Consider the following 21,196-nt stretch of genomic DNA (forward strand, 5'->3'; position numbering starts at 1 on the left):
TTTTCCTTATTGTTATTAGCGGAATGGCGGCTCGTTGAAGGTACGTAGCTTGCGGGAATGAAGCTTGTCACCTTCGGCTCTCAGCAAATCAATGGCACGAATACCAATTTGCAGATGTTCGGATATTGCCCCTTCATAGAAACGGTTGGCCTGGCCAGGAAGTTTAATTTCGCCATGCAGCGGTTTATCAGAAACGCACAGCAGCGTGCCATAAGGGACGCGGAAGCGATATCCCTGCGCGGCAATGGTGGCGCTCTCCATATCAATCGCTACCGCGCGGCTCAGGTTGAACCGCAGCGCGGAGGCGGAGTAACGCAGCTCCCAGTTGCGGTCATCCGTAGTGACGACCGTACCGGTGCGCAGGCGCTGTTTAACCTCCTCACCCGGCATGCCGCTGACCTCTTTGGTAGCGTCATACAGCGCGCGCTGTACTTCGGCGATGCTTGGAATAGGGATATCTGGCGGAAGAACGGCATCAAGTACATGGTCATCACGTAGATAGGCGTGAGCCAGCACGTAGTCGCCAATCAGCTGGCTTTCACGCAGCCCGCCGCAGTGTCCAATCATCAGCCAGACGTCAGGACGCAATACCGCAAGATGATCGCAGATGGTTTTGGCATTAGACGGGCCAACACCGATGTTAATCAACGTGATCCCCTGCCCGTCGGCGGTGATCAGGTGCCAGGCAGGCATCTGGTGTTTTTTCCACGCCAGGTCGGAGATGGCCTGCTCGGGTGCTTCGGTCTCTGCGGTGATCCAGATCCCACCCGCGCAGGAAAGCGCGATGTAAGGACTCTCCGGGTCGAGGATCTGGCTGCAGCCCCAGCGCACAAACTCGTCGACATAGCGGGTGTAGTTGGTAAACAGCACAAATGGCTGGAAATGTTCAGCGGGCGTACCCGTGTAGTGGCGCAGGCGCGCCAGGGAGAAGTCGACGCGGCGAGCATCAAAGTGCGACAGAGGAGCGTACTCCGCCGGATGGAAGATGCCGTCAGCCGTCTCATCGCCAATCTGGGAAAGCTCTGTCGTCGGAAAATGGCGGGTCAGACCCGCGCTCATGGAGCGGTCTAGGGTTAACGCTGAACCGTCAATGACATAAGGATAGGGGATTTCATGTTGCGATGGCTCAACGGCGATATGCGCGCCGTAATCCTGATACAGCAGCGTGAGTTGCTCTTCAAGATAGGGGCGGAACAGTGCAGGGCGGGTGACGGTGGTGCTATAGCAGCCGGAGTGGGTAAAACGGGCGTAGGCGCGGGTTTTCGGGGTATTACTGGCGCTACCGTCCCAGGTCACAGAGAGCGATGGATAAACAAAAAGGCCCTCGGTTCTGGCCTTTTCATCGGGAAGTTTCCCTGTTTCGATGTATTCGCTGATGGCGCTGCGCAGCGCGTTGACGGACTGTTCATACAGTGCGTCGAGTTTTTCCAGCGCCTGAGCCGGGGTCAGGCTGGAGCCCTTATTATTCATCTCTGTCTCCTTGTTCCACAGGTGTGCGACTCTACCCGATAGTATGTCACACGCCTGTGAAACAAAAGTGAGATCAGCGGTGGCTCGTCTCTTTCATAAGCAGCGCTGTGGCGGCGGACAGCAGGCAACCGGCCAGCAGATAAATCGCCACACTGTGCCAGTTTCCGCCGGAGAAGGTCACCAGAGCGGCGGCGATAAACGGCGTAAACCCGCCGCCGACCACGCTTGCCACCTGATACCCCACGCCTGCACCACTGTAGCGGTAGCTGGCGCCGAACAGTTCGGTAAACATTGGCTGCTGGACACAGACCACCATATCGTGAGCGATGTTCGCGAGCATAATGGCAAAGAAGACAATCCAGAAGATCGACTGCGCTTCCAGCGCCATAAAGAATGGCCAGGCGCTGAGGGTGCCAATCAGCGCCCCGGTGATATAAACGCGGCGGCGACCAAACCGGTCTGCCAGCCAGGCGAAGCAGGGGATCGTCAGGCAACTGATCCCACCGACCACCAGACCGATATTCAGGAACAATTCACGCGGCAGTCCGAGGTTCTGCGTCGAGTAATTCAGTGCAAATGCGGTGACGATATACATCGTCAGCAATTCGCACAGGCGCAGGGCGATGATTTTCAGAAAAGCGCCAGGATGCTGAACCAGGGCTTCCATCACTGGCAGACGCGTTTTGACGGCAGGTTTTTCCCGCTGTTGCTGTTCGAATTCAGCGGACTCTTCCATCCCATTACGGATCCACAGGGCGGTAATTACCAGCACGATGCTGAAGATAAACGGAATACGCCAGCCCCAGCTCAGGAACTGTTCGTCGGTGGTGAGCTGGCTGATTAAGGATACCAGCCCGGTAGAAAGCAGCAGACCCACGCCATACCCGACCTGTACGCCACTGCTGTAAAACGCTTTCTTATTTTTCGGCGCACTCTCAACGGATAGCAGCGCCGCGCCACCCCATTCGCCACCCACGGCAAATCCCTGAATAGCGCGTAGCGTCACCAGCAGCACCGGTGCCCACCAGCCAATAGTGGTAAACGAGGGGAGAATGCCAATCAGCGCGGTTGCGAGCCCCATCATCCAGACGGTAAGCATTAACATGCGCTTGCGCCCGAGACGGTCACCAAAATGGCCGAAAATCACACCGCCTAACGGTCGAAAAAGAAAACCGACACCGAAGGTGGCAAACGCCGCGAGCGTGCCCATCGCGGGGCTAATCTGCGGGAAGAATTCACGGTTAAACACCAGCGCGGCGGTGATGCCGTAGAGCAGAAAATCATACCAGTCGACGACGGCGCCAGCGAAGCTACCCAAAGCGGCACGGCGGGCGCGGTTCAGCGAAGGGGTCTCCTCGTTGGGGCGATCGGAGATGAGGGTGGAGTCCATAGTTGTCCTGTCTGTACTGATTTTTAATTATTGGTATAAGAAAAGGTCACTCACATAGCAGCCGTCATATAAACGGAACCTATGAGACTACCGCTACAGGCAGCGCGAGGAAACTGATTTTATTTCGTGATGGGTAATGCAGTGCGGCTACGCTATGCTTAACAAATAGCGGAACGACTGAGGAAGGGAATATGCGTCGTATAAATATATTGGGCGGTTTTGCTGCATTACTCATCAGCCAGAGTGTTCTGGCGGTGAGTTATCCTCTACCGCCGACAGGAAGCAGGCTGGTGGGTAGCACGCAGATTATCACTGTACCGGACCATAATACGTTACCGCTTGAGGCGTTCGCCGCGCAGTACGGACTGGGGCTGAGTAATATGCTGGAGGCCAACCCTGGCGTGGATCCTTTTCTCCCCAAATCAGGTACGACATTAACGATCCCTCAGCAGCTGATTTTGCCTGATACTGTCCGGGAAGGAATTGTGGTGAATGTGGCAGAAATGCGTCTCTATTACTATCCGCCGGGCGGCAACACCGTTGAAGTGCTGCCCATCGGCATCGGTCAGGCGGGGCGTGAAACACCGCGTAACTGGGTGACGGCCGTTGAGCGTAAGCAGGTGGGGCCGACATGGTCGCCTACGCCGAATACGCGCCGTGCCTATGCGGCTGAAGGTAAAACACTGCCAGCGTTTGTCCCTGCCGGGCCAGATAACCCAATGGGGCTGTATGCGATCTATATCGGCAGGCTGTATGCCATTCACGGCACAAATTCGAATTTCGGAATCGGACTGCGTGTCAGTCAGGGCTGTATTCGTCTGCGTAATAACGACATCAAATACCTTTTCGATCATGTCCCTGTAGGGACCCGAGTACAGCTTATCGATCGGCCCGTTAAAGTCACTACGGAGCCAGACGGTAGCCGCTGGGTGGAAGTGCATGAACCATTGTCACGTAACCGTGCGGAATTTGAATCGACCCGAAAAGTGCCCCTGCCAATTTCAGCCGCGCAGCGGACGCAGTTGATTAACGAGGGTGCAGGAGCCGAACTGGAACGGCGCTCGGGGATGCCGGTTAAAATCGGCATGTGAAGCCCTTTTCGCCCCCCGGCAATTTGACCAGTCCCGTAGGTCGGGTAAGGCGAAGCCGCCACCCGACAATTTTACCCGCCGCAGAAAAGCAAAAAGCCTGCTTTAAAAGCAGGCTTTTCAAATTTGGCTCCTCTGACTGGACTCGAACCAGTGACATACGGATTAACAGTCCGCCGTTCTACCGACTGAACTACAGAGGAATCGTGTGAACGGGGCGCATAGTATCGACGTCAGCCGTGCTTGTCAAAGGGTGGATCAACACCTTTTGATCGTTTGCCGACAAAATCGGCAAAGTGATGTTTTTGACAGCGAAATGCACCGTAATGGTGCGGTTATACCTCTAATGGGGCAGATCATAAACTGCTGTTTCAGTAATAAATGCCCCCTCCATGATTAGGTTTCCTTATTTTCAGCCGCTTAGCAACAAATCAGACCTCTTCGAAAAACTGGCATTCATATTGCAAAACCTGTTCAACAACGACAGCCGGTTACGGCACAGCATTTCGAACAGGGGGCAAAATGAACTTAAGACGACTGAAATACTTCGTAAAAATCGTCGATATCGGCAGCCTGACTCAAGCGGCAGAAGTGCTGCATATCGCGCAGCCTGCGCTGAGCCAGCAGGTGGCTACTCTGGAAGGCGAGATGGATCAGCAGCTGTTGATTCGCACGAAACGCGGCGTTACGCCAACGGAAGCAGGTAAGATCCTTTATACCCACGCACGCACCATCCTCCGCCAGTGTGAACAGGCGCAGCTGGCAGTGAATAATGTCGGTCAGACTCTGAGCGGACATGTTTCCATCGGTTTAGCACCGGGAACGGCCGCATCGTCTATTACCATGCCACTGCTGCAGGCCGTGCGCGCCGAGCTGCCGGAAGTGCTGGTATACCTTCACGAGAACAGCGGTTCCGTGCTCAATGACAAGCTGCTCAACGGCCAGCTGGATATGGCGGTGCTTTACGATCGTTCCCCAGTCGCCGGGATCACCAGCCAGCCGCTGCTGAAAGAAGATCTTTACCTCGTGGGTACTCGCGACTGCCCTGGTCAGAGCGTAGACCTGACCGCCGTGGCTGAGATGAATCTCTATCTGCCCCGTGACTACAGCGCCGTGCGCGTGCGCGTGGATGAAGCATTTTCTCTGCGCCGCCTGACGGCAAAAATTATTGGCGAAATCGACTCTATCTCCACGCTGACCGCAGCTATCGCTAGCGGAATGGGCGTGACGGTTCTGCCGGAATCCGCTGCACGCTCGCTGTGCAGTGCGGCAAATGGCTGGATGGCGCGCATCACAACGCCGTCTATGAGCTTACCTTTGTCGCTGAACATGTCCGCACGTGGTTCGCTGTCGCCACAGGCGCAGGCGGTAAAAGAGATTTTGATGTCGCTGGTCAGCAAGCCTTCGCTGGAGAATCGTGAACTGCAGCTCGTGAGTTAATATTCCATAAAAGCATAAGATGCTGGTTTTTATTATTTGTTCTGCAGCTCAGCTGACTCTAACAATAGAGCAATGTCAGATGCGCCGGAGTGAATCGTGAATTTCCAGCAACTTAAAATTATCCGTGAGGCGGCCAGGCGGGACTTTAACCTGACCGAAGTCGCCAATATGCTTTATACCTCTCAGTCCGGTGTCAGCCGCCATATCCGCGAGCTGGAAGAGGAGCTGGGCATAGAGATTTTTATCCGTCGTGGTAAGCGGCTACTTGGCATGACGGAGCCTGGCAAGGCATTGCTCACCATCGCGGAGCGGATCCTCAACGAGGCCAGCAACGTTCGTCGTCTGGCGGATCTCTTTACCAATGATGCCTCCGGCGTGCTTACCATCGCCACCACCCACACACAGGCTCGCTACAGCCTGCCGCCAGTGATTAAAGCGTTCCGCGAACTTTTCCCTGATGTCCGTCTGGAGCTTATCCAGGGCACGCCGCAGGAAATAGAAGTGCTGCTGCAAAACGGGGGAGCGGATATCGGTATTGCCAGCGAACGCCTGAGCAACGACCCGCTGCTGGTGGCGTTCCCGTGGTTCCGCTGGTACCACAGTTTATTACTTCCCGTTGATCATCCGTTGAATCAGGTCTCTCCCCTGACGCTGGAAGCGATCGCTAAATGGCCACTGATTACTTACCGCCAGGGCATTACCGGGCGCTCGCGCATTGATGAGGCCTTCAACCGCAAAGGGTTAACGCCGGACGTGGTGCTGAGTGCGCAGGATTCTGATGTGATCAAAACCTACGTCGAACTGGGTCTGGGCATTGGTCTGGTGGCGGAGCAGTCCGGCGGCGAGCGCGAGGCCGGGGATCTGGTGCGACTTGATACACGTCATCTGTTTGACGCCAATACCGTATGGCTCGGCCTGAAGCGTGGACAGCTACAGCGCAACTATGTGTGGCGCTTTATCGAACTCTGCAACGCCGGTCTGTCCGTTGATGAGATTAAACGCCAGGTGATGGAGCCGGAAGAAGTGGCGATTGATTATCAGATTTAAGCCCCTCATCGCGCTCGTCACCCGTAGACAATAAGCAAAAGCCTGCCCTTAAAGCAGGCTTTTCTCTATTGAAACCGTTTAATTTTCTACCCCCTGGCCCCTTAAAATACCCTCATCAACAACCATAATAAGTGATGCCATAAGATTGTCTTATATTAAAATATTTCTCATATTTTCCATTGTGTTACAGATGAGAATAAATAACACAATACTGTTGTTTTTTATAAATATATTATTTGCTCGTAATGGTAATGCCCTGCTAAATAATAAAGAGTTTATTTAAATTCTCCTGTTTTTTAATTGTTGTTAGGATTTTGATATTTAAGTATTTATTCATTACTTAATTTGTTTAATTTAAATGTTGATTGGTTAGCTGAGCTTACAGCTTATACAGGAAAAGCTTACTTAATAACGCGTGAAGATTTCAGGTCAAATTTTTGTTATTTTTTCTGGACAAATTTGATTGGGTTGTAATATGTTTGTTTCACCCAGTGATGAAAGGTATGACATTGTGGAATCAAAAAGACTTATTACTTCCGGCAGCAGCTGGGAGGAGGCTTTCGGTTTCTCGCGAGCGGTAGAAGCAGACGGTTGGCTATATATTTCAAAAACGGGACCTCTTAATTCTAGTGGTGAGATTGAATCTGATGATATCTCACTGCAAATGGAATGCGTTCTTAATAAGATCAAGGGGATACTTGAATCAAATGGTTATGCGATAGACGATATAATACAAAGCAGGCTGTATCTGACTGAAATTGAAGAATGGCAGCAGGTGGCTCGTATCCATGGTCACTATTTCCGTGATTCCAGACCTGCATTTACTTTATTGCACGTATTACCCTTTCCCGAGAAAAAAATGAAAGTAGCAATGGATATTGTGGCAAAAAAAAGACAGGGGGCAACTAATGAGTGATATTGCACAAGAAAATGCGGTTTCGCCGTTGTTTATCTGGTTCGCCAGCATCGCGGCCGGTACCGCCATGGCGAATAACTATATTCTCCAGCCCGTATTGCCAGCTATCGCAACATCTTTGCAGTTGCCTCTCTTTTATACCGGCTTCATTGCGGCGAGCATGCAAATAGGTTACATGTTGGGAATACTCTTTCTTGTTCCGCTTGGAGACAGTGTTAACCGTAAAAAACTGATTATTTGTCAGTTTATCCTCCTCTCGCTTGCGCTGTTTGCCGCTTCATTGACCCGTCAACCGTTGCTCCTTTTTAGCGCGGGCATAGTAACAGGCGCGATGGCGACAAGCGCAGTACAGCTGAATGCGCTTGGATTTCACATTACGCCAAAAGGTGCCACTGTCGGTCTGATCACGATGGGCATTTCGGCCGGAATACTGCTCGCAAGGCTAGTGGGCGGCAGTCTGGCCGATGCGCTTGGCTGGCGAGGGATGCTGGCCATCGTCGCCGCCGTGATGGCCTGCATGGCGTTGCTGGCCACCAGATGTCTGCCCGATGTTAAGCCCGCAAAGGCGACGGGGTATCTGAGCGTCATGGCGAAATTGCCGGGTTTACTGCGTAACGCACGGCTTATTGAATCCGCGGTAACCGGAGGTGCATGGTTCTTCGTCTTTAGCCTGTTATGGGTGACCATCATGCTTCATCTGCAAAGACCGCCTTTGCATCTGCCTGCGGGAACCGCGGGATTATTTGGCCTGGCGGGTATCGTTGGTCTGGTACTGGCGAATTATGCGGGGAAACTGGCTGACCGCTTCGGGTGTCGCAGCGTGATTTTTGGCGGAATGGTATTCGTGGTTGCGGGGATAACCGTTCTGTTTCTTTTTCCCGCGTCCTTACCGGGGCTTACGCTGGGCATTATCTTATTCGATTTAGGGTGTTTTGCCGCGCAGGTGGCTAACCAGACACGGGTTCTCGGATTACACCCAGATAAAAGAAGCAGCCTCTATGCGCTTTATATGTTCTTTTATTATGCAATGGGTGCGGCCGGATCCGTTACCGGTCCATGGGTGTATGAAAGGTGGGACTGGCAGGGCATCTGTTTAGTGAGCGTCGTCATGGTGATAATTGCGATGATGACCACCGCAATAGGTCATTTTAACGAAAACAGCGTCGCCCACGTTTCGAATTAAACGTTTTTTAATATCAATAAATTCAACGCTAGCTATGGCGGGGATACGCATGTTTATTATTCAGCTTTCCGTGATTGTTTTTGCCTGCTATGTCGTGGGCAAACTTATGGAGCAGATAGGTCAGGCGCAGGTCATTGGCCATATTGCTGCAGGTGTTTTATTGGGACCGACTTTCTTTCCCGGAATAATGTCTCTGTTCTCATTTCAAACATCTTTATTTAGTCAGGAGTCGTTGACCACCATTGATAAGCTGGCGAATCTGGGCATGATTTTGCTCATGTTTGACATTGGGTTGTCGCATTTCCATGGTAATAACCATGGACGTCGTAAGCAGACCATTGCTGCGTTAAAAATAGCGGTATTAGGCATGCTGCTCCCTTTTATCGGTGGCGTATTGGCGGGGAATTCGGTACATGCCGAACTGGCGCCACAAACCGATCGTCTTTTATTTAATATCTTTATGGGAACGGCGTTGGCGGTATCCGCTCTGCCGGTGATTGTGCGGATCATTGAAGATTTAAAGATGCTTCACCTGGCTATCACTCCTCCCGTCATCACAGCCGCCATTCTTACCGATGTGACAGGCTGGGGGATTTTGGCTTTAGACAGCGTATTTGCTGCGGTAGAAGGAAAATCCGATTCGCTGTGGTCTTATTTATCCGTCGTGACAGTAACCCTGGTACTTTATTGGCTGGTGACCTGCAAAGTCGTGGTACCACTGCTCATTCGGTATGCGCACAAACCTGAGATGAGATTTCCGGCGATCATTTTTTGGATTTTGATCAGCGCGTGGGGGGCGGATTATCTTCACCTGCACAGTGGTTTCGGTGCGTTGCTGGCGGGCAGCATGCTTGCGCGGATCCCGGGGTTAGCAAAGCAATGGCATGCGAGTATGAACGGCTTCATGCACTATCTTTTACTTCCCGTGTTGTTTGTCAGTGCCGGACTGAAAACGCATTTCGACTTCAGTATGGCAACGCAGGATATTGCCTGGATAATCGGGTTTACCTTACTGGCATTTATCACCAAATTCAGTGGTGCTCTGCTCGGGGCGCGTATTTCAGGTTATTCATTACGTGAAGCCTCCATGATTGGCGCGCTCATGAATACGCGCGGCCTGATGGAACTGGTTGTGCTGTCCATTGGGCTCGAATTACATCTTATTTCGCAACGAGTCTACTCCATTATGGTCATCGTGGCGCTCGTGGTGACGGCAACCACACCGCCAATATTACGTTGGTTAAATAAAGAATCATCTTCCGTTGTAGTCAATAAAACGCTTGAAAACATTAAAGGGTAAAATTATGAAATTGGATATGCCTGTGATTGTCGATCGTATTAAAGAAATCATCGCTGAACGTATTGGTCTGGATGTCGAGCGCGAAGATATTGCTGACGAGACCGGTCTCGCCTCAATGGTAGGTATGGATTCTATTGGATTTGTCGAATTGCGCTTCCAGTGCGAGGAAGAGTTTAATATTAAAGTTGAAGATAAAGAGTTTTCACCCGCGAATTTTTATTCGTGCCAAACCCTTTCGCGTTTCATTATGAATAAGCTTGGAGCCTGAGAATGCTAACGCGAGCACAAGAACGAACCGCATTTGTTCCCTATGAACCTGCCAGTTTATTTTCTCCGGTGCTGGCAACATCTGCGGTGGGGACCAGCGGCACTGAAGGAGAGGGTTATCAATACTATGTCGATTACTGGCAGCGGCAGAGTTTAGAACCCGGCCGGGTGGTGCTGATAGCGATGCCGAACAGTCCGGACTTGATGTATATGTTCTTTGCCGTCCTCAACAGCGGCTTTGTTCCCGCGCTGATCCCTCCGCTCACGCCAGCAGAACGGATCCTGCAGATGCTTGAAGATTTTTCGGCAGGGGCACTGGTGCGAACGCCGGTTCAGCCAGGACGATGGCAGGCGCTGGGCGTGAGCACAGCTGAAACCCTGGGGCGCTGGCAGGTGGGAAAATGCCGTCATGGTGGTCCCGTACAGACACAGCCGGGGCAGGTCGTGATTGCCACGTCCGGGACGTCATCGTCGTTCAGTAGCGGGTGTGTTCATCATTTTGATTCTCTGCGCCGTAACGCGCTGCGCCACGCCGAAAGTATCGGCATGAGCGCCAGTGACAGGGTATTGATCAGTTTGCCGATGTGCTATTCCACCGCGCTGGTTGCACAGATGGTTGCTGCGCTGGAGACAGGCTGTGAAATCGTTATCAGTGGACCTCCGTTTTCTGTACCTCATTATCTGGATGATTTACAGCGATACGGCGTTACCCTCAGCTCGCTTACTCCCGTATTGTTGCGACAGCTGAATGCCTGGGAAACCACGCTTCCGCCGGGTTTGAAAAAACTGACGATTGGGGGCGATCTGGCTGCGCCGAAAGAGGTGGAAGCCTTCTTACTCCGGCAGCCATGGCTTGAGTTATATCTGACTTATGGCATCAGTGAGGCCGGACCGCGCGTGTCGACGTGCCCGGCTCATCTGCTGGGAAGAGGATATTATGCGTCAGCCGGGCGTCCTATTGACCAGACGGAAGTTCGCATCCTGCCAGGTGCAGACGGGCAGGACGGGCAGGGGGAGTTGCTGATTTGTTCTGATACGCTGCTTGTAAAGCGCATTGGGCGGGGTAACCGACAAACGTTTATTGAGCTTGATGGCAAACGCTGGCTCCGTACCGGAGATATCTTCTTCCAGGACGCTGATGGGTTCCTGTTTTTCAAAGGCCGAATCAGTGATTTCATTGTAATCAGGGATGAGAAAGTCAATATCGGCGCCGTTAAACAGCTGTGTCGGGAAATTAAAGGGGTGATGACCTGCAAAACCCAAATTGTTAATGATGGCGATCAAATAGCAGGGTTCGATATTTTTTTGACCTGCGATGAATCATTGATCAATGAAACCAATTGCCAGCAGCACAGCGCCAGCCTGCTGAAAAAGCTCAAACACCACGAACGCCCACGTAATATAAATTTTGTTTATTGTGGTGCGGCCTCTTTAACACAATATAAGTAAGGTGATGTCATGAATGATGAACTTCGGGAACTGGCACGGGCGGTCATTGAAAAATATCACTTAACGAACCTTGATGATATTTTGCGAGAAGTGCCAAAAACAATGTGCCATGTTCTTCAGGAATCAGACGTGTTTGAAACATGGCCTGCGGACATCGTTCGCCTCAAGTTCCCTGAGGAACACTGGGATTATTATATTTCACGTTACGAGCATTTTCGCGACGAGGTCATCCGTAACCTGACGCCTCAGGATTATCTTCGTGAAATGCTGGTGAAAACACAGCGCTTACCCTGCTTCTGCTCGGAAATGGCCGATGTGTCGGCGATACTTTATAGTCAGATAATCAATAAACCTGTGTATTCTTTACGAAATATTTTTGTTAATTACCTTTATTTGCCCCGCCCCTGGCATTGTATTAATGCAGTGGTGGAAAATGGGCAGATTCGGTATTTTGATATTTCTGCTTATGCGCAAGTACTGGACCGTAAAAGAAGGAAAGTGGTTAAACCTGCCGAGCTGGAGGGATTTAATGCGACAGATATCACATTCGATTTTATCGAAAGTCCACGCTGGCTACAAAAAGAACCCTATCAACGTAAAATAGAAGTCACTGCAGGCGAGCTCAAAGATAATTTTTATCCTTCTCCGCTTGAGGATAAACCTTTTAACGAATTTTTGCGCACGTTCAATTGATATATCGTTAATTCAATTTAACCAGCTTACCGTACTCTTTTTCGGTAAAGGAAAAATGATGACTACTACAACGTATGTCGCAAATGTTGTCGGCATGGGATGGACAACTGCGTCTGGCGATCGTATCGAGGATGTTTTTCAGACCTTACTGGAAAGCCAAACCGGTATTGCGCCTGCGCCATCGGCGCGAAGCTTGCGTACCGATCTGGCCGCCATGCTGCCGGGCGAATGGCCTGCAGAAATGCGTGAAAAACTGATCGCGCTGACAAAACGTACGGCCCTTCAGGCGCTTGCGGATTCGGGGGCAGGAGAACCCGTGCCGGAGGAGCGACGATTCTTGATTGTCGGTACCAGTCTTGGATTCCGTCTCGACAGCGAGGCGTTTTGCCGGGAGCCTCTCGACGGTTGGGTTAACGAGGTGGCGGAGTCGCTGGGAATGGAAGGGATTGCGCTCTCTACCGCCTGCTCCTCGGGATCAGATGCCCTTCTTCTGGGGGCGCATTTAATTGCGACGGGGCAAGCAGACCTGTGCGTCTGTGGCGGTGCGGATATTCTTACTGATTCAAAACGTCTGGCCCATAGCGCGCTGGGTACGCTCTCCCTCTCTACCCTGAAATCGTTCGATGCCACTCACGAGGGGACGATCCTCGGAGAAGGGGCCGGTTTTCTGGTGCTGCAAAGGGAAGGCGGGTCTGCGCCACGCGTGCTGGCAAAACTGGTCGGTGCGGGGGCGTCTAACGATGCGGCAGGACTGACCGCGCCGGATGAGCAAGGCAATGGCATCCGTCTGGCATTACACCGTGCCCTGACGCAGGCGGGACTTGAGCCTGGCGATATTGCGCTTATTAATGCGCACGGTTCCGGTACCTTGACCAACGATCGGGTTGAAAGCAATGCCTATAACCAGTTTTTCACTCATCGTCCCTGGGTCTTCGCCACAAAGGGTAATTTTGGCCATACGCTGGGGGCAACAGGGGCGCTGGAAGCCATCGCGCTCATTCACAGCCTCAATGCGGGCATAATCCCCCCGGTCTATGAACTGAAAAAGCCGATTGATGGCCTGCGTTTTAATTTACCCGCCGCGCAGCCTCAACCCTTAAAGGGAAAAACGGGTTTGAGCATGACGATTGGGTTTGGTGGTTTTAACACCTGCCTGATATTTACCGTAATGTAAAAGGTGGGGTAGCTAATGAAAATTATTTCTTCGAGTACCGCAAACTCATTAATTTGGTCCGATTTAAATGAGACCTTGCGCCGGGGGTTAAAAACAGCAGACCCATTGTCATTAAATGTGTTGTTTACTGTCGATGAACTTTATCAACAGCATCAGGCATTGCTGGATAAACATCATGAGAGTGTCGGGTTTATTCAGTTTGGTACGGCATTCCCTGTAAATACAAGTGAGAAAATTATTAACGACATGGCGATAAAATCGCGCGTCTCGCCGGTCGATTTTATAAATGCCAATGTGGGAGCACCTGTTTCCATTTGCTGTACACGCTATCGTTTTCAGGGACCCACAATGGTTCTGACAATGCTGCAGCGCACCGGCAAAGAGATTGCCATGTCTCTGGCGAGGGAATGGTTAACACAACAAGCAACGTATCTTTTTCTGATTCAGGCCGATCACGCGCGTGAAAATGAAATCGAAATAACAACACAGTTAGTCACTCAGTAATATTATTAAGGGTAAAGCAATGAAACAAAGTCATTATGATGTGGCCATCATCGGGAGTGGTATTGCAGGAACCATGCTCGGCGCTATTCTGGCAAAACAGAAATTAAACGTAGTGATTATTGATGCAGGCACCCACCCTCGCTTTGCCGTAGGGGAATCGATGGTGCCGGAAAGTGCTGTGCTTTTGAAAATTCTGGCTCGCCAGTACAATATTCCTGAGCTGGCATGGCCGGGGGAAATTCACGCGCTGATGGAGAATATTGGCACCTCGAGCGCAGGTATTAAACTGGCATTCAGCTTTGCATGGAACGGTAAGAATAAAGCGCATAATCCGCAGGACGTTGTGTCGACACCGGTACTGTCTCCGGAAGCGCATCTGTTCCGCCAGGATATTGATGCCTATTACCTGGCGCTGGCCGCGCGTCTGGGGGCCGACATTCGCCAGCAAACCCGCATTCAGTCCATTGAAGAAACCGGCGACGGGATGCTGCTGGATCTGGGGAAAGAGCAGATTAAGGCCAAGTACGTCGTAGATGCTGCAGGCTTTCGCTCACCGGTTGCCGATAAGTTCGGCCTGCGCGAAGGTGCGCGTGAGATGCAGAGCCGTACCCGTTCGTTGTTCACACACATGACGGGAGTCAAACTGTATGAAGACGTCATCGCCTCGACGGACGTGACCGGTTCGCCGACCCCGCTCTCACAGAGTACGCTGCATCACATGTTTGAAGGCGGCTGGCTCTGGATTATTCCTTTCAACAACCATCCCTATTCGACCAATACCTTATGCAGCGTCGGCCTGCAGTTCGATATCGATAAACATGGCCCAGCTGGCGATCCGGAAGAAGAGTTTACCCGTTTTCTCGATGAGCACCCCTCCGTTGCACGCCACTTTGAAAGCGCAGCCCGGGTACGTGAATGGACCGTTGCACCTCGCCTGAATTATACCAGCCGTGAAAGCGTAGGGGAGCGTTACTGTCTTTTAGGCCATGCGGTGGGCTTTGTCGATCCGCTGTTCTCGCGCGGGTTAGTTAATACGTTCGAATCGATTCTGCGCGTCGCACCTAAAATTGTTCATGCCGTCAGACAGGATGACTGGTCAAAAGAGCGTTTCGCTAGCTATCAGCATTACAGCCTGGAAGTGGTAAAAGTTAACGACAGGCTGGTGGCAAATTCATTCACCGCATTTGATAGCTTCCCGCTGTGGAATGCGTGGTTCCGTATCTGGATTAGCGGCAGCTATATTGGCGTCTTGCGTCTGCGTAAGATCCTGAGTGACTACCAGCAGCACGGTGATGACGAGCGGCTCGAGAAGGAATTTGAAAGCGCAACCTATCCGGGACACCTTTCCATTGAGAGCCCCTTCTATGAGGCTATTTTCGATAAGGCCTGTGAAACAATGGAAGCCTATCGTGCCGGTAACCTTCCAGAAAAAGAGGTGATTGCTACGCTTCATGCGCTTTTTGCTGACAACCGTGAGCATTTCCCCATTGATTTCTCAGATTTCACCAATCGCTACCTCTCCCGGGCAACGGAGGAATTTGCTGATTCCCTGTTCTACTGGGCGCATAACGCACCTGGCGGCATAGGCCACTTGTTTGACCGTGGAGATAAACCGGTCCGATTCGATTTCCTCGATCCTTACCGCTATGGCGATCGTCAGCAGTTAAATCAGCATGCTGATGCCATGTTGCAACAGGCGCGTCATCAATAACCTGACGGGCGGCCGTTCGGGCCGCCCCCTGAGGAGAGCGTTATGGATACTGTAGTCGAGCAGCTTTTGCAGCGACGGGAGGGTGCCGTCGCCCGTGGCATAAACCAGATGCATCCGGTGTATATTCAGCGAGCGGAAAATGCGGTGATATATGACGTCAACAATCGACGCTACATCGATTTTTCCGGCGGAATTGCCGCGCTGAATACCGGTCATCTTCATCCTAAAGTCATTGCGGCAGTGGAGCGCCAGCTGCATCAGTTTACCCACAGCTGTTTTGCCGCCACCCCTTATGAGTCGTATATCGCGGTGTGCGAACGTATTAACGCCCTAATGCCGGGAGATTTTGACCGACGCAGTTTTCTCCTGACGACGGGGTCCGAAGCGGTGGAAAGTGCGCTTAAAGTTGCCCGGGCAGCCACGCGGCGAAGCGGGGTGATTGTCTTCAGCGGCGCCTATCATGGGCGTACGTTTATGACGCTGGCGATGAATGGCAAAATTGCGCCCTACAGCCAGGGGATGGGGATCATGCCCGGCCCGGTCTTCCGGGCGCCTTTCCCGCAGGGAGAGACAGAACCTGATATTGCTCAGGCGCTGGCTGGCCTCAAAGCGATATTAACGAGCGACATTGCGCCGCAGGATGTGGCTGCCATTGTCATCGAACCCGTTCAGGGCGAAGGCGGATTTTACGTCGTGCCACCTGCGTTTATGCGTGGTCTGCGTGAACTCTGTGACCAGGAAGGTATCGTGTTAATCGCAGATGAAGTTCAGTCTGGCGCAGGCCGCACGGGGACGTTCTTTGCTATGGAACAAACCGGCGTTGACGCCGATTTAATCGTGTTCGGTAAATCAGTCGCCGGCGGGCTTCCGCTGTCCGGCGTTGTCGGTCGTGAGTCGCTTATCAACCAGGTGGCACCGGGCGGCCTTGGCGGAACCTGGGCAGGCAATCCGCTTTCCTGTGCGGCGGCGCTGGCGGTACTTGACCTATTTGAGGAGACGGATCTGCTGGGCGCAGCCCGGCGTCTGGGTCAGCGTCTGCGCAAAGCCTTAGAGTCCATTGTCAGCCCACTGGCGATTGGCTATGAGATACGCGGGGTCGGCGCCATGATTGCGCTGGAGCTTTTTTCGCTGGAGCACGGAAAGCGAACGCCGGCGACCGGGCTTATCGATCGGTTAGTCAAAAGCTGTGCCCGTGAGGGCCTTATTCTTCTTAAATGCGGCAAACAGGCGAATGCCATCCGCTTTTTAATGCCCCTGACGATTGAAGACAGCGTTCTGGATGAGGGGCTGACCATTTTTGCCGGCGCGCTGCAACAGCAGGTCGCGTCTTCAGGTTTAGCAGAGGTGAAACGATATGGCGCAGTTTGATAGCCGAACCTTACGGAACGTATTTGGTCGATTCGCAACAGGCGTTTGTGTCGTGACCATGATGGATAAAGGTAACAATTTCCATGGGTTAACTATCAGTAGCTTTAACACCGTTTCCCTGGAACCCCCTCTGGTGCTCTGGAGCCTGCGTAAGCAATCCTGGTACGCTCAGCATTTTCTGGAGGCGGAAGCCTTTGCGATAAATGTCCTGTCGGGCCATCAGCATCAGGTTAGCGATATTTTTGCCAGTGCCGTCAGCGATAAATTTCATCGCGTAGACCATCGGGTCAGTGGCTATAAACTGCCTTTAATTGACGGTGCGCTAGCGCATCTTGAATGCAAGATGTGGCGTCAGGTAGACGGCGGCGATCACTGGATATTTATCGGTGAGGTGGTGGATTCGTTACATACTGAAGGTGAGCCGCTCATCTTTTTCAACGGTCGCTATGCAACCACCGCCGGTCTGTCGATTCCAGCCTAAAAAAAGGGGCTGAAAAGCCCCATAACACGCCGAGCGAAGCGTCAACTAAAAGGGTACTTCTTAAATGCCGGCTGGTTTTCGAAAACGTCGGCAACCGCCTGAATCGTTTTAAAATCACCGGCGTTAACCACCTGAGGGATCATTGACTGAATAAATGTCCAGATAACCGTGCTGGTGACAGCAACCTGATCGGCCACCGCGTTATCCGGACGCGCTTCCAGCAGCGTGTTCCATTCCTTGCAGGCAGCCAGCAACTGGAGGGTGATACGTTCTATCCACGGATTGTGCTGCTTCTCCGCCGGGCGCAGGTTGTGTTCATACACATTTTGTACGCTTTTCTCCGCGGCGGCGAGGATAAAGCCCAGCGTCTGGAGATCGTTTGCCAGCGCATCCGGCGCCACGGGCAGCAGTCTCCGTTCAGGAGCGGCCTGAGACTCAAAATAATTCAGTATCAGCGATGAGTCCATCAGACGCGTTCCATTCTCCAGAATCAGCGTTGGTGCTTTTACCGCAGGGTTGATCCGGGAAAATTCTTCAAATGTGCTGAATACCGACAGCGGCTGGCTTTCAAACGCAACGCCATAAAGTTCCAGGGAGACCGCCACGCGACGTACATAAGGAGAATCCATCATGCCAATCAGCTTTATCATGATTCCTGTTTTCCTGTCTGGGTGAAAAAACACTTCATTGAAGATGATAAACAGACATTACAATAAATTCGCTATGGCGAATATCATGAGTATCTTACGGCCTGAGTTAGTATTACTGACATATTGGCCGGTTGCCGTTTATAAGATTCAGCATATTAAGGGAGTGGTTTCATGTCGGATTTTCCACCTATCGCAAGTTTGCGTAGTTTTGAAGCTGTGGCTCGCCTTGGCAGCGTAACGCTTGCGGCGAAAGAGCTCCACGTTACCCATTCCGCCATCAGCCAGCAGATTAAAGTGCTGGAGGAAATGGTGGGTGTGAAGCTGTTTATCCGTCATGGGCGAGGGGTACAGATCAACGAAGAGGGGCGGCTCTACGCGTTGCAGGTACGCGAGGCGCTGAACCATATCGCAGATGCCACCCGGCTAGTGCAGGTGAAACCGAGAATACTGGAACTGACGCTGGCTATGGTGCCGTCTTTTGGATGTCACTGGCTGCTGCCGCGTCTGGAACGATTTCGGGAAAAATATCCGCATATCACGCTGCGGATCCAGGCCAGCCTGACGATTACCAGCATGCAGCAGGAAGGGATAGATATTGCGATACGCATGGGGAAAGGAAACTGGGAAGGCAGCGACTGCCATTATCTTTTTTCAGATGAACTGATTGTTGTTGCGGCGCCCGGTTATAACGGCGGCGTACTCCCGGCGACGCCGGCTGAGGTGTCGAAGAGTCAAATTATATTCTCCATGGAGTCGTGGAAAACCTGGTGTTTCAATGCGGGGCTTGAAAAAGATATTGTGCCCGGCGGCTTATGCATTAACGACTCAAATTTAGTCCTTGAGTCTGTCAGACTCGGTAAAGGTATTGCGCTGGAGCGCCGTTCTCTGGTTCAGGATGCCATCACCCGGGGCGAACTGGTCCAGCTTACCCCTTTCACCGCGCCGTATCCCTGGCCTTACTGGCTGGTGACATCGCAGTTAACGGAGGCGAAACCGGAGGTGGCTCTCTTTGTCGAGTGGCTGGATGAGGAAGTGGCGGCCTGGCGTCAGCTCACGGAGTCCTGAACGCTTTTTACGACACAGCTCGCAATGCGGTGAACACCTGACGAGTGATTCACCGAAATACTCCTGCACGTCTTCAGCTTTCGCGTAACAACACATGAATCATGCACGCTCTCTCAGGATAATCGCTGCTATAGCTTTGCGGCTATGTTGGTGTTGGGGACATGCTGCTGCATCAATTCAACGATCCAGTCAATAAAAACGCGCAGTTTAGCGTTGACATGGCGGTTCGGCGGAAACGCCAGGTGCAGGGGCATTGGACTGATACGCCATTGTGTAAACAACGGAATCAAAGAGCCGGCAGCCTGATGTGCCGCAGCCATATAGACTGGCAGTGCAATCACGCCTAACCCGGCTAACCCAGCTTCGAGGTAAGCATTGCCATCATCCACGGCAAGTATATAGCTGCCCGTGATTTCAATATGTTCACTCTCACTGCGCAGTACCAAAGGGTCAATCTTACCAGTGCGTGAGGACAAGAATCCCACTATGCGATGGTCGGTGTTTTCCAGCTCTCGCGGATGCATTGGGGTGCCGAGGCGTTCCACATAGCTCGGTGCGACGTAAACACCAATTTGCAAATCGCCAACGTGGCGTGCGATGAGGGACTGGTCGTTGATTTCGCCACCGCGCAGGACACAATCCACGTTGTCGCCGATCAGATCCACCACCCGGTCGCTCACGCCCATGTCGAACTGGATATCAGGGTAGCGTGCGTGGAAAGCTGGTAGTGCGGGCACCAGTACCAGGCGGGCAAGAGGAGTAGGTACATCTACCCGTAGCCGTCCCCTGGGCGTCATCGCCGAACTGGACAGGCTGTTTTCAGCATCTTCCATATCCGCCAGCAGACGGATGACGCGCTCGTAGTAGACCGCGCCATCAGGAGTGACACCGAGCCTGCGGGTGGTGCGATGGAGCAGCTTGACGCGCAGGCGTGCTTCCAGTTGCTGAATGAGTTGCGTCACCGTGGTTTTGCTCATATGAAGCGTTTGGGCAGCCTTTGTGAAACTGCCTGCCTCCACCACGCGAGCAAAGGCGCGCATCGCATCGAAACGGTCCATCCCTTGTCCTCTCTTTTCACCGATTGTTTGGATATTACAAACAATGATGGACAAAGTCGCTTGTTTATCCGCCCGATCTGGTACCTGTAAAGTGTCTTTATGTTCACCGGGCAGATTTCGCCCCATTACAAAGGTACAGACATGACAACACGCGAAGCCGTTTTTCCCTTCGGACGCCAGGCGCTCTACGAGCGCAATCGCTATTCACCGGCCATCAAATCCAATGGTTTTCTGTTTGTTTCGGGGCAGGTTGGTAGCCGGGAGGATGGTTCGCCAGAAGAGGATCTAGAAGCTCAGATCCGGCTGGCATTCGATAACCTTAATGCTGTTCTTACGGCTGCGGGCTGCACGTTCGCTGACGTGGTTGATGTTACCTTCTTTGTCGTCGATCCCGAGTCAAACCTCGACGCTATCTGGAGTATCCTGCCAGAATATTGGGGGGAAGCACCTTACCCTACGTTGACCGGGATCGGCGTGACGTGGCTGTACGGATTCAAGTTTGAGATTAAGGTGATTGCCAGGCTGGATGCGATTCTGAGTTAACATCAGAGACGTAGAAAAGCAAAAAGCCTGCTTAATTTCCTGAGCAGGCTTCTTAAATTTGGTTCTGGCTGGGCTCGGTTTTAAGATTAACTGATTGTTTAGTATAGGTTAATTTGTTATCTCAGTCCCCGATCCGTAAATGAGCATAGGTTACGAATAAGATATCATCCTGGTCGATATCACTCATCTTCTGACAACTGAAATCGCTGATTGTGACAGGTGTTTGTACTGATTTCGTCATTTTGTTCAGCGCTCGCACCATGGCCATAGCCTTCGCAACCTGACCATCGTAGTCACGCAGCGTTTGTGAACCTCCGGACAACTGTTTTACCCGGTACATCGCCGTTTCCGCTATCGAACGATGGTTGTAATCTGTTGTCCATTTCCACCGGGCATTAC

General features: G+C 52.2%; 20 protein-coding genes and 1 tRNA gene. 16 read left to right on the plus strand and 5 right to left on the minus strand.

Annotation, left to right across the window (positions count from 1 at the left end):
• Positions 1-15 precede the first annotated feature (15 nt).
• Positions 16-1,470: an AMP nucleosidase gene (locus tag WB237_RS02355; RefSeq protein ID WP_049004968.1), complete on the minus strand. Its 1,455-nt coding sequence runs from the start codon at positions 1,468-1,470 to the stop codon at positions 16-18.
• A gap of 73 nt (positions 1,471-1,543) precedes the next feature.
• On the minus strand, positions 1,544-2,860 hold the full coding sequence (gene shiA, locus WB237_RS02360; RefSeq protein WP_336209901.1) for a shikimate transporter: 1,317 nt from the start codon (positions 2,858-2,860) through the stop codon (positions 1,544-1,546).
• Between the two features lie 191 nt (positions 2,861-3,051).
• Between shiA and ldtA the strand changes: the two genes are divergently transcribed.
• Positions 3,052-3,951 (plus strand): L,D-transpeptidase, encoded by a 900-nt coding sequence (gene ldtA, locus WB237_RS02365; protein WP_336209903.1) that lies wholly within the window; start codon positions 3,052-3,054, stop codon positions 3,949-3,951.
• Positions 3,952-4,075: 124 nt separating this feature from the next.
• Here the strand turns inward: ldtA and WB237_RS02370 are convergent.
• Positions 4,076-4,151: transfer RNA gene (locus WB237_RS02370), tRNA-Asn, on the minus strand.
• A 319-nt stretch (positions 4,152-4,470) separates the two neighbouring features.
• Here WB237_RS02370 and nac point away from each other — a divergent pair.
• The 13 genes from nac (at position 4,471) to WB237_RS02435 (ending at position 17,481) form a co-directional block, all read left to right on the plus strand.
• Complete coding sequence (gene nac, locus WB237_RS02375) at positions 4,471-5,388, plus strand: nitrogen assimilation transcriptional regulator NAC (protein WP_008499475.1); 918 nt, start codon at positions 4,471-4,473, stop codon at positions 5,386-5,388.
• A gap of 96 nt (positions 5,389-5,484) precedes the next feature.
• Positions 5,485-6,435 (plus strand): HTH-type transcriptional regulator Cbl, encoded by a 951-nt coding sequence (gene cbl, locus WB237_RS02380; protein ID WP_336209906.1) that lies wholly within the window; start codon positions 5,485-5,487, stop codon positions 6,433-6,435.
• A 511-nt stretch (positions 6,436-6,946) separates the two neighbouring features.
• Complete coding sequence (locus tag WB237_RS02385; RefSeq protein WP_336209909.1) at positions 6,947-7,351, plus strand: Rid family hydrolase; 405 nt, start codon at positions 6,947-6,949, stop codon at positions 7,349-7,351.
• Positions 7,344-8,534 (plus strand): MFS transporter, encoded by a 1,191-nt coding sequence (locus tag WB237_RS02390; RefSeq protein WP_336209912.1) that lies wholly within the window; start codon positions 7,344-7,346, stop codon positions 8,532-8,534. Before WB237_RS02385 ends, WB237_RS02390 begins: the two co-directional genes overlap by 8 nt.
• Positions 8,535-8,583: 49 nt before the next feature.
• On the plus strand, positions 8,584-9,834 hold the full coding sequence (locus WB237_RS02395; protein WP_336209916.1) for a cation:proton antiporter: 1,251 nt from the start codon (positions 8,584-8,586) through the stop codon (positions 9,832-9,834).
• 4 nt (positions 9,835-9,838) lie between these two features.
• Positions 9,839-10,102 (plus strand): acyl carrier protein, encoded by a 264-nt coding sequence (locus WB237_RS02400; protein ID WP_014884442.1) that lies wholly within the window; start codon positions 9,839-9,841, stop codon positions 10,100-10,102.
• Positions 10,103-10,104: 2 nt separating this feature from the next.
• A complete protein-coding gene (locus WB237_RS02405; RefSeq protein ID WP_336209919.1) occupies positions 10,105-11,550 on the plus strand; it encodes a class I adenylate-forming enzyme family protein in 1,446 nt (481 codons plus the stop codon).
• 9 nt (positions 11,551-11,559) lie between these two features.
• A complete protein-coding gene (locus WB237_RS02410) occupies positions 11,560-12,243 on the plus strand; it encodes a hypothetical protein (protein WP_336209923.1) in 684 nt (227 codons plus the stop codon).
• A gap of 58 nt (positions 12,244-12,301) precedes the next feature.
• The gene (locus tag WB237_RS02415) at positions 12,302-13,417 is read left to right on the plus strand and encodes a beta-ketoacyl synthase N-terminal-like domain-containing protein (RefSeq protein WP_336209925.1); all 1,116 of its coding nucleotides are present in this window, start codon (positions 12,302-12,304) and stop codon (positions 13,415-13,417) included.
• 15 nt (positions 13,418-13,432) lie between these two features.
• A complete protein-coding gene (locus WB237_RS02420; protein ID WP_336209927.1) occupies positions 13,433-13,921 on the plus strand; it encodes a hypothetical protein in 489 nt (162 codons plus the stop codon).
• Positions 13,922-13,940: 19 nt separating this feature from the next.
• A complete protein-coding gene (locus WB237_RS02425) occupies positions 13,941-15,632 on the plus strand; it encodes an NAD(P)/FAD-dependent oxidoreductase (protein ID WP_336209930.1) in 1,692 nt (563 codons plus the stop codon).
• 42 nt (positions 15,633-15,674) lie between these two features.
• A complete protein-coding gene (locus tag WB237_RS02430; RefSeq protein WP_336209933.1) occupies positions 15,675-17,000 on the plus strand; it encodes an aminotransferase class III-fold pyridoxal phosphate-dependent enzyme in 1,326 nt (441 codons plus the stop codon).
• Positions 16,987-17,481 carry a flavin reductase family protein gene (locus WB237_RS02435; protein ID WP_134347976.1) on the plus strand — a complete coding sequence of 165 codons (495 nt, stop codon included), beginning with the start codon at positions 16,987-16,989 and terminating at the stop codon, positions 17,479-17,481. The genes WB237_RS02430 and WB237_RS02435 overlap by 14 nt, the downstream gene beginning before the upstream one ends.
• 41 nt (positions 17,482-17,522) lie before the next feature.
• Here the strand turns inward: WB237_RS02435 and WB237_RS02440 are convergent, their stop codons facing one another.
• Entirely contained in the window at positions 17,523-18,131 is a 609-nt protein-coding gene (locus WB237_RS02440; RefSeq protein WP_336209939.1) for a glutathione S-transferase family protein, read from the minus strand.
• Positions 18,132-18,302: 171 nt separating this feature from the next.
• Here WB237_RS02440 and WB237_RS02445 point away from each other — a divergent pair, with 171 nt between their 5' ends.
• Positions 18,303-19,196 carry a LysR substrate-binding domain-containing protein gene (locus WB237_RS02445; RefSeq protein ID WP_336209942.1) on the plus strand — a complete coding sequence of 298 codons (894 nt, stop codon included), beginning with the start codon at positions 18,303-18,305 and terminating at the stop codon, positions 19,194-19,196.
• A 128-nt stretch (positions 19,197-19,324) separates the two neighbouring features.
• Here WB237_RS02445 and WB237_RS02450 read toward each other — a convergent pair whose 3' ends face one another.
• A complete protein-coding gene (locus WB237_RS02450) occupies positions 19,325-20,254 on the minus strand; it encodes a LysR family transcriptional regulator (RefSeq protein ID WP_336209945.1) in 930 nt (309 codons plus the stop codon).
• Between the two features lie 141 nt (positions 20,255-20,395).
• On the opposite strand from WB237_RS02450, the gene WB237_RS02455 reads away from it, so the two are divergent.
• Positions 20,396-20,797: a RidA family protein gene (locus WB237_RS02455; RefSeq protein WP_336209947.1), complete on the plus strand. Its 402-nt coding sequence runs from the start codon at positions 20,396-20,398 to the stop codon at positions 20,795-20,797.
• The last annotated feature ends 399 nt before the right edge of the window (positions 20,798-21,196 follow it).

This window comes from Enterobacter sp. P82, assembly GCF_037053385.1.
In the GTDB taxonomy this organism is placed as follows: Bacteria; Pseudomonadota; Gammaproteobacteria; order Enterobacterales; family Enterobacteriaceae; genus Enterobacter.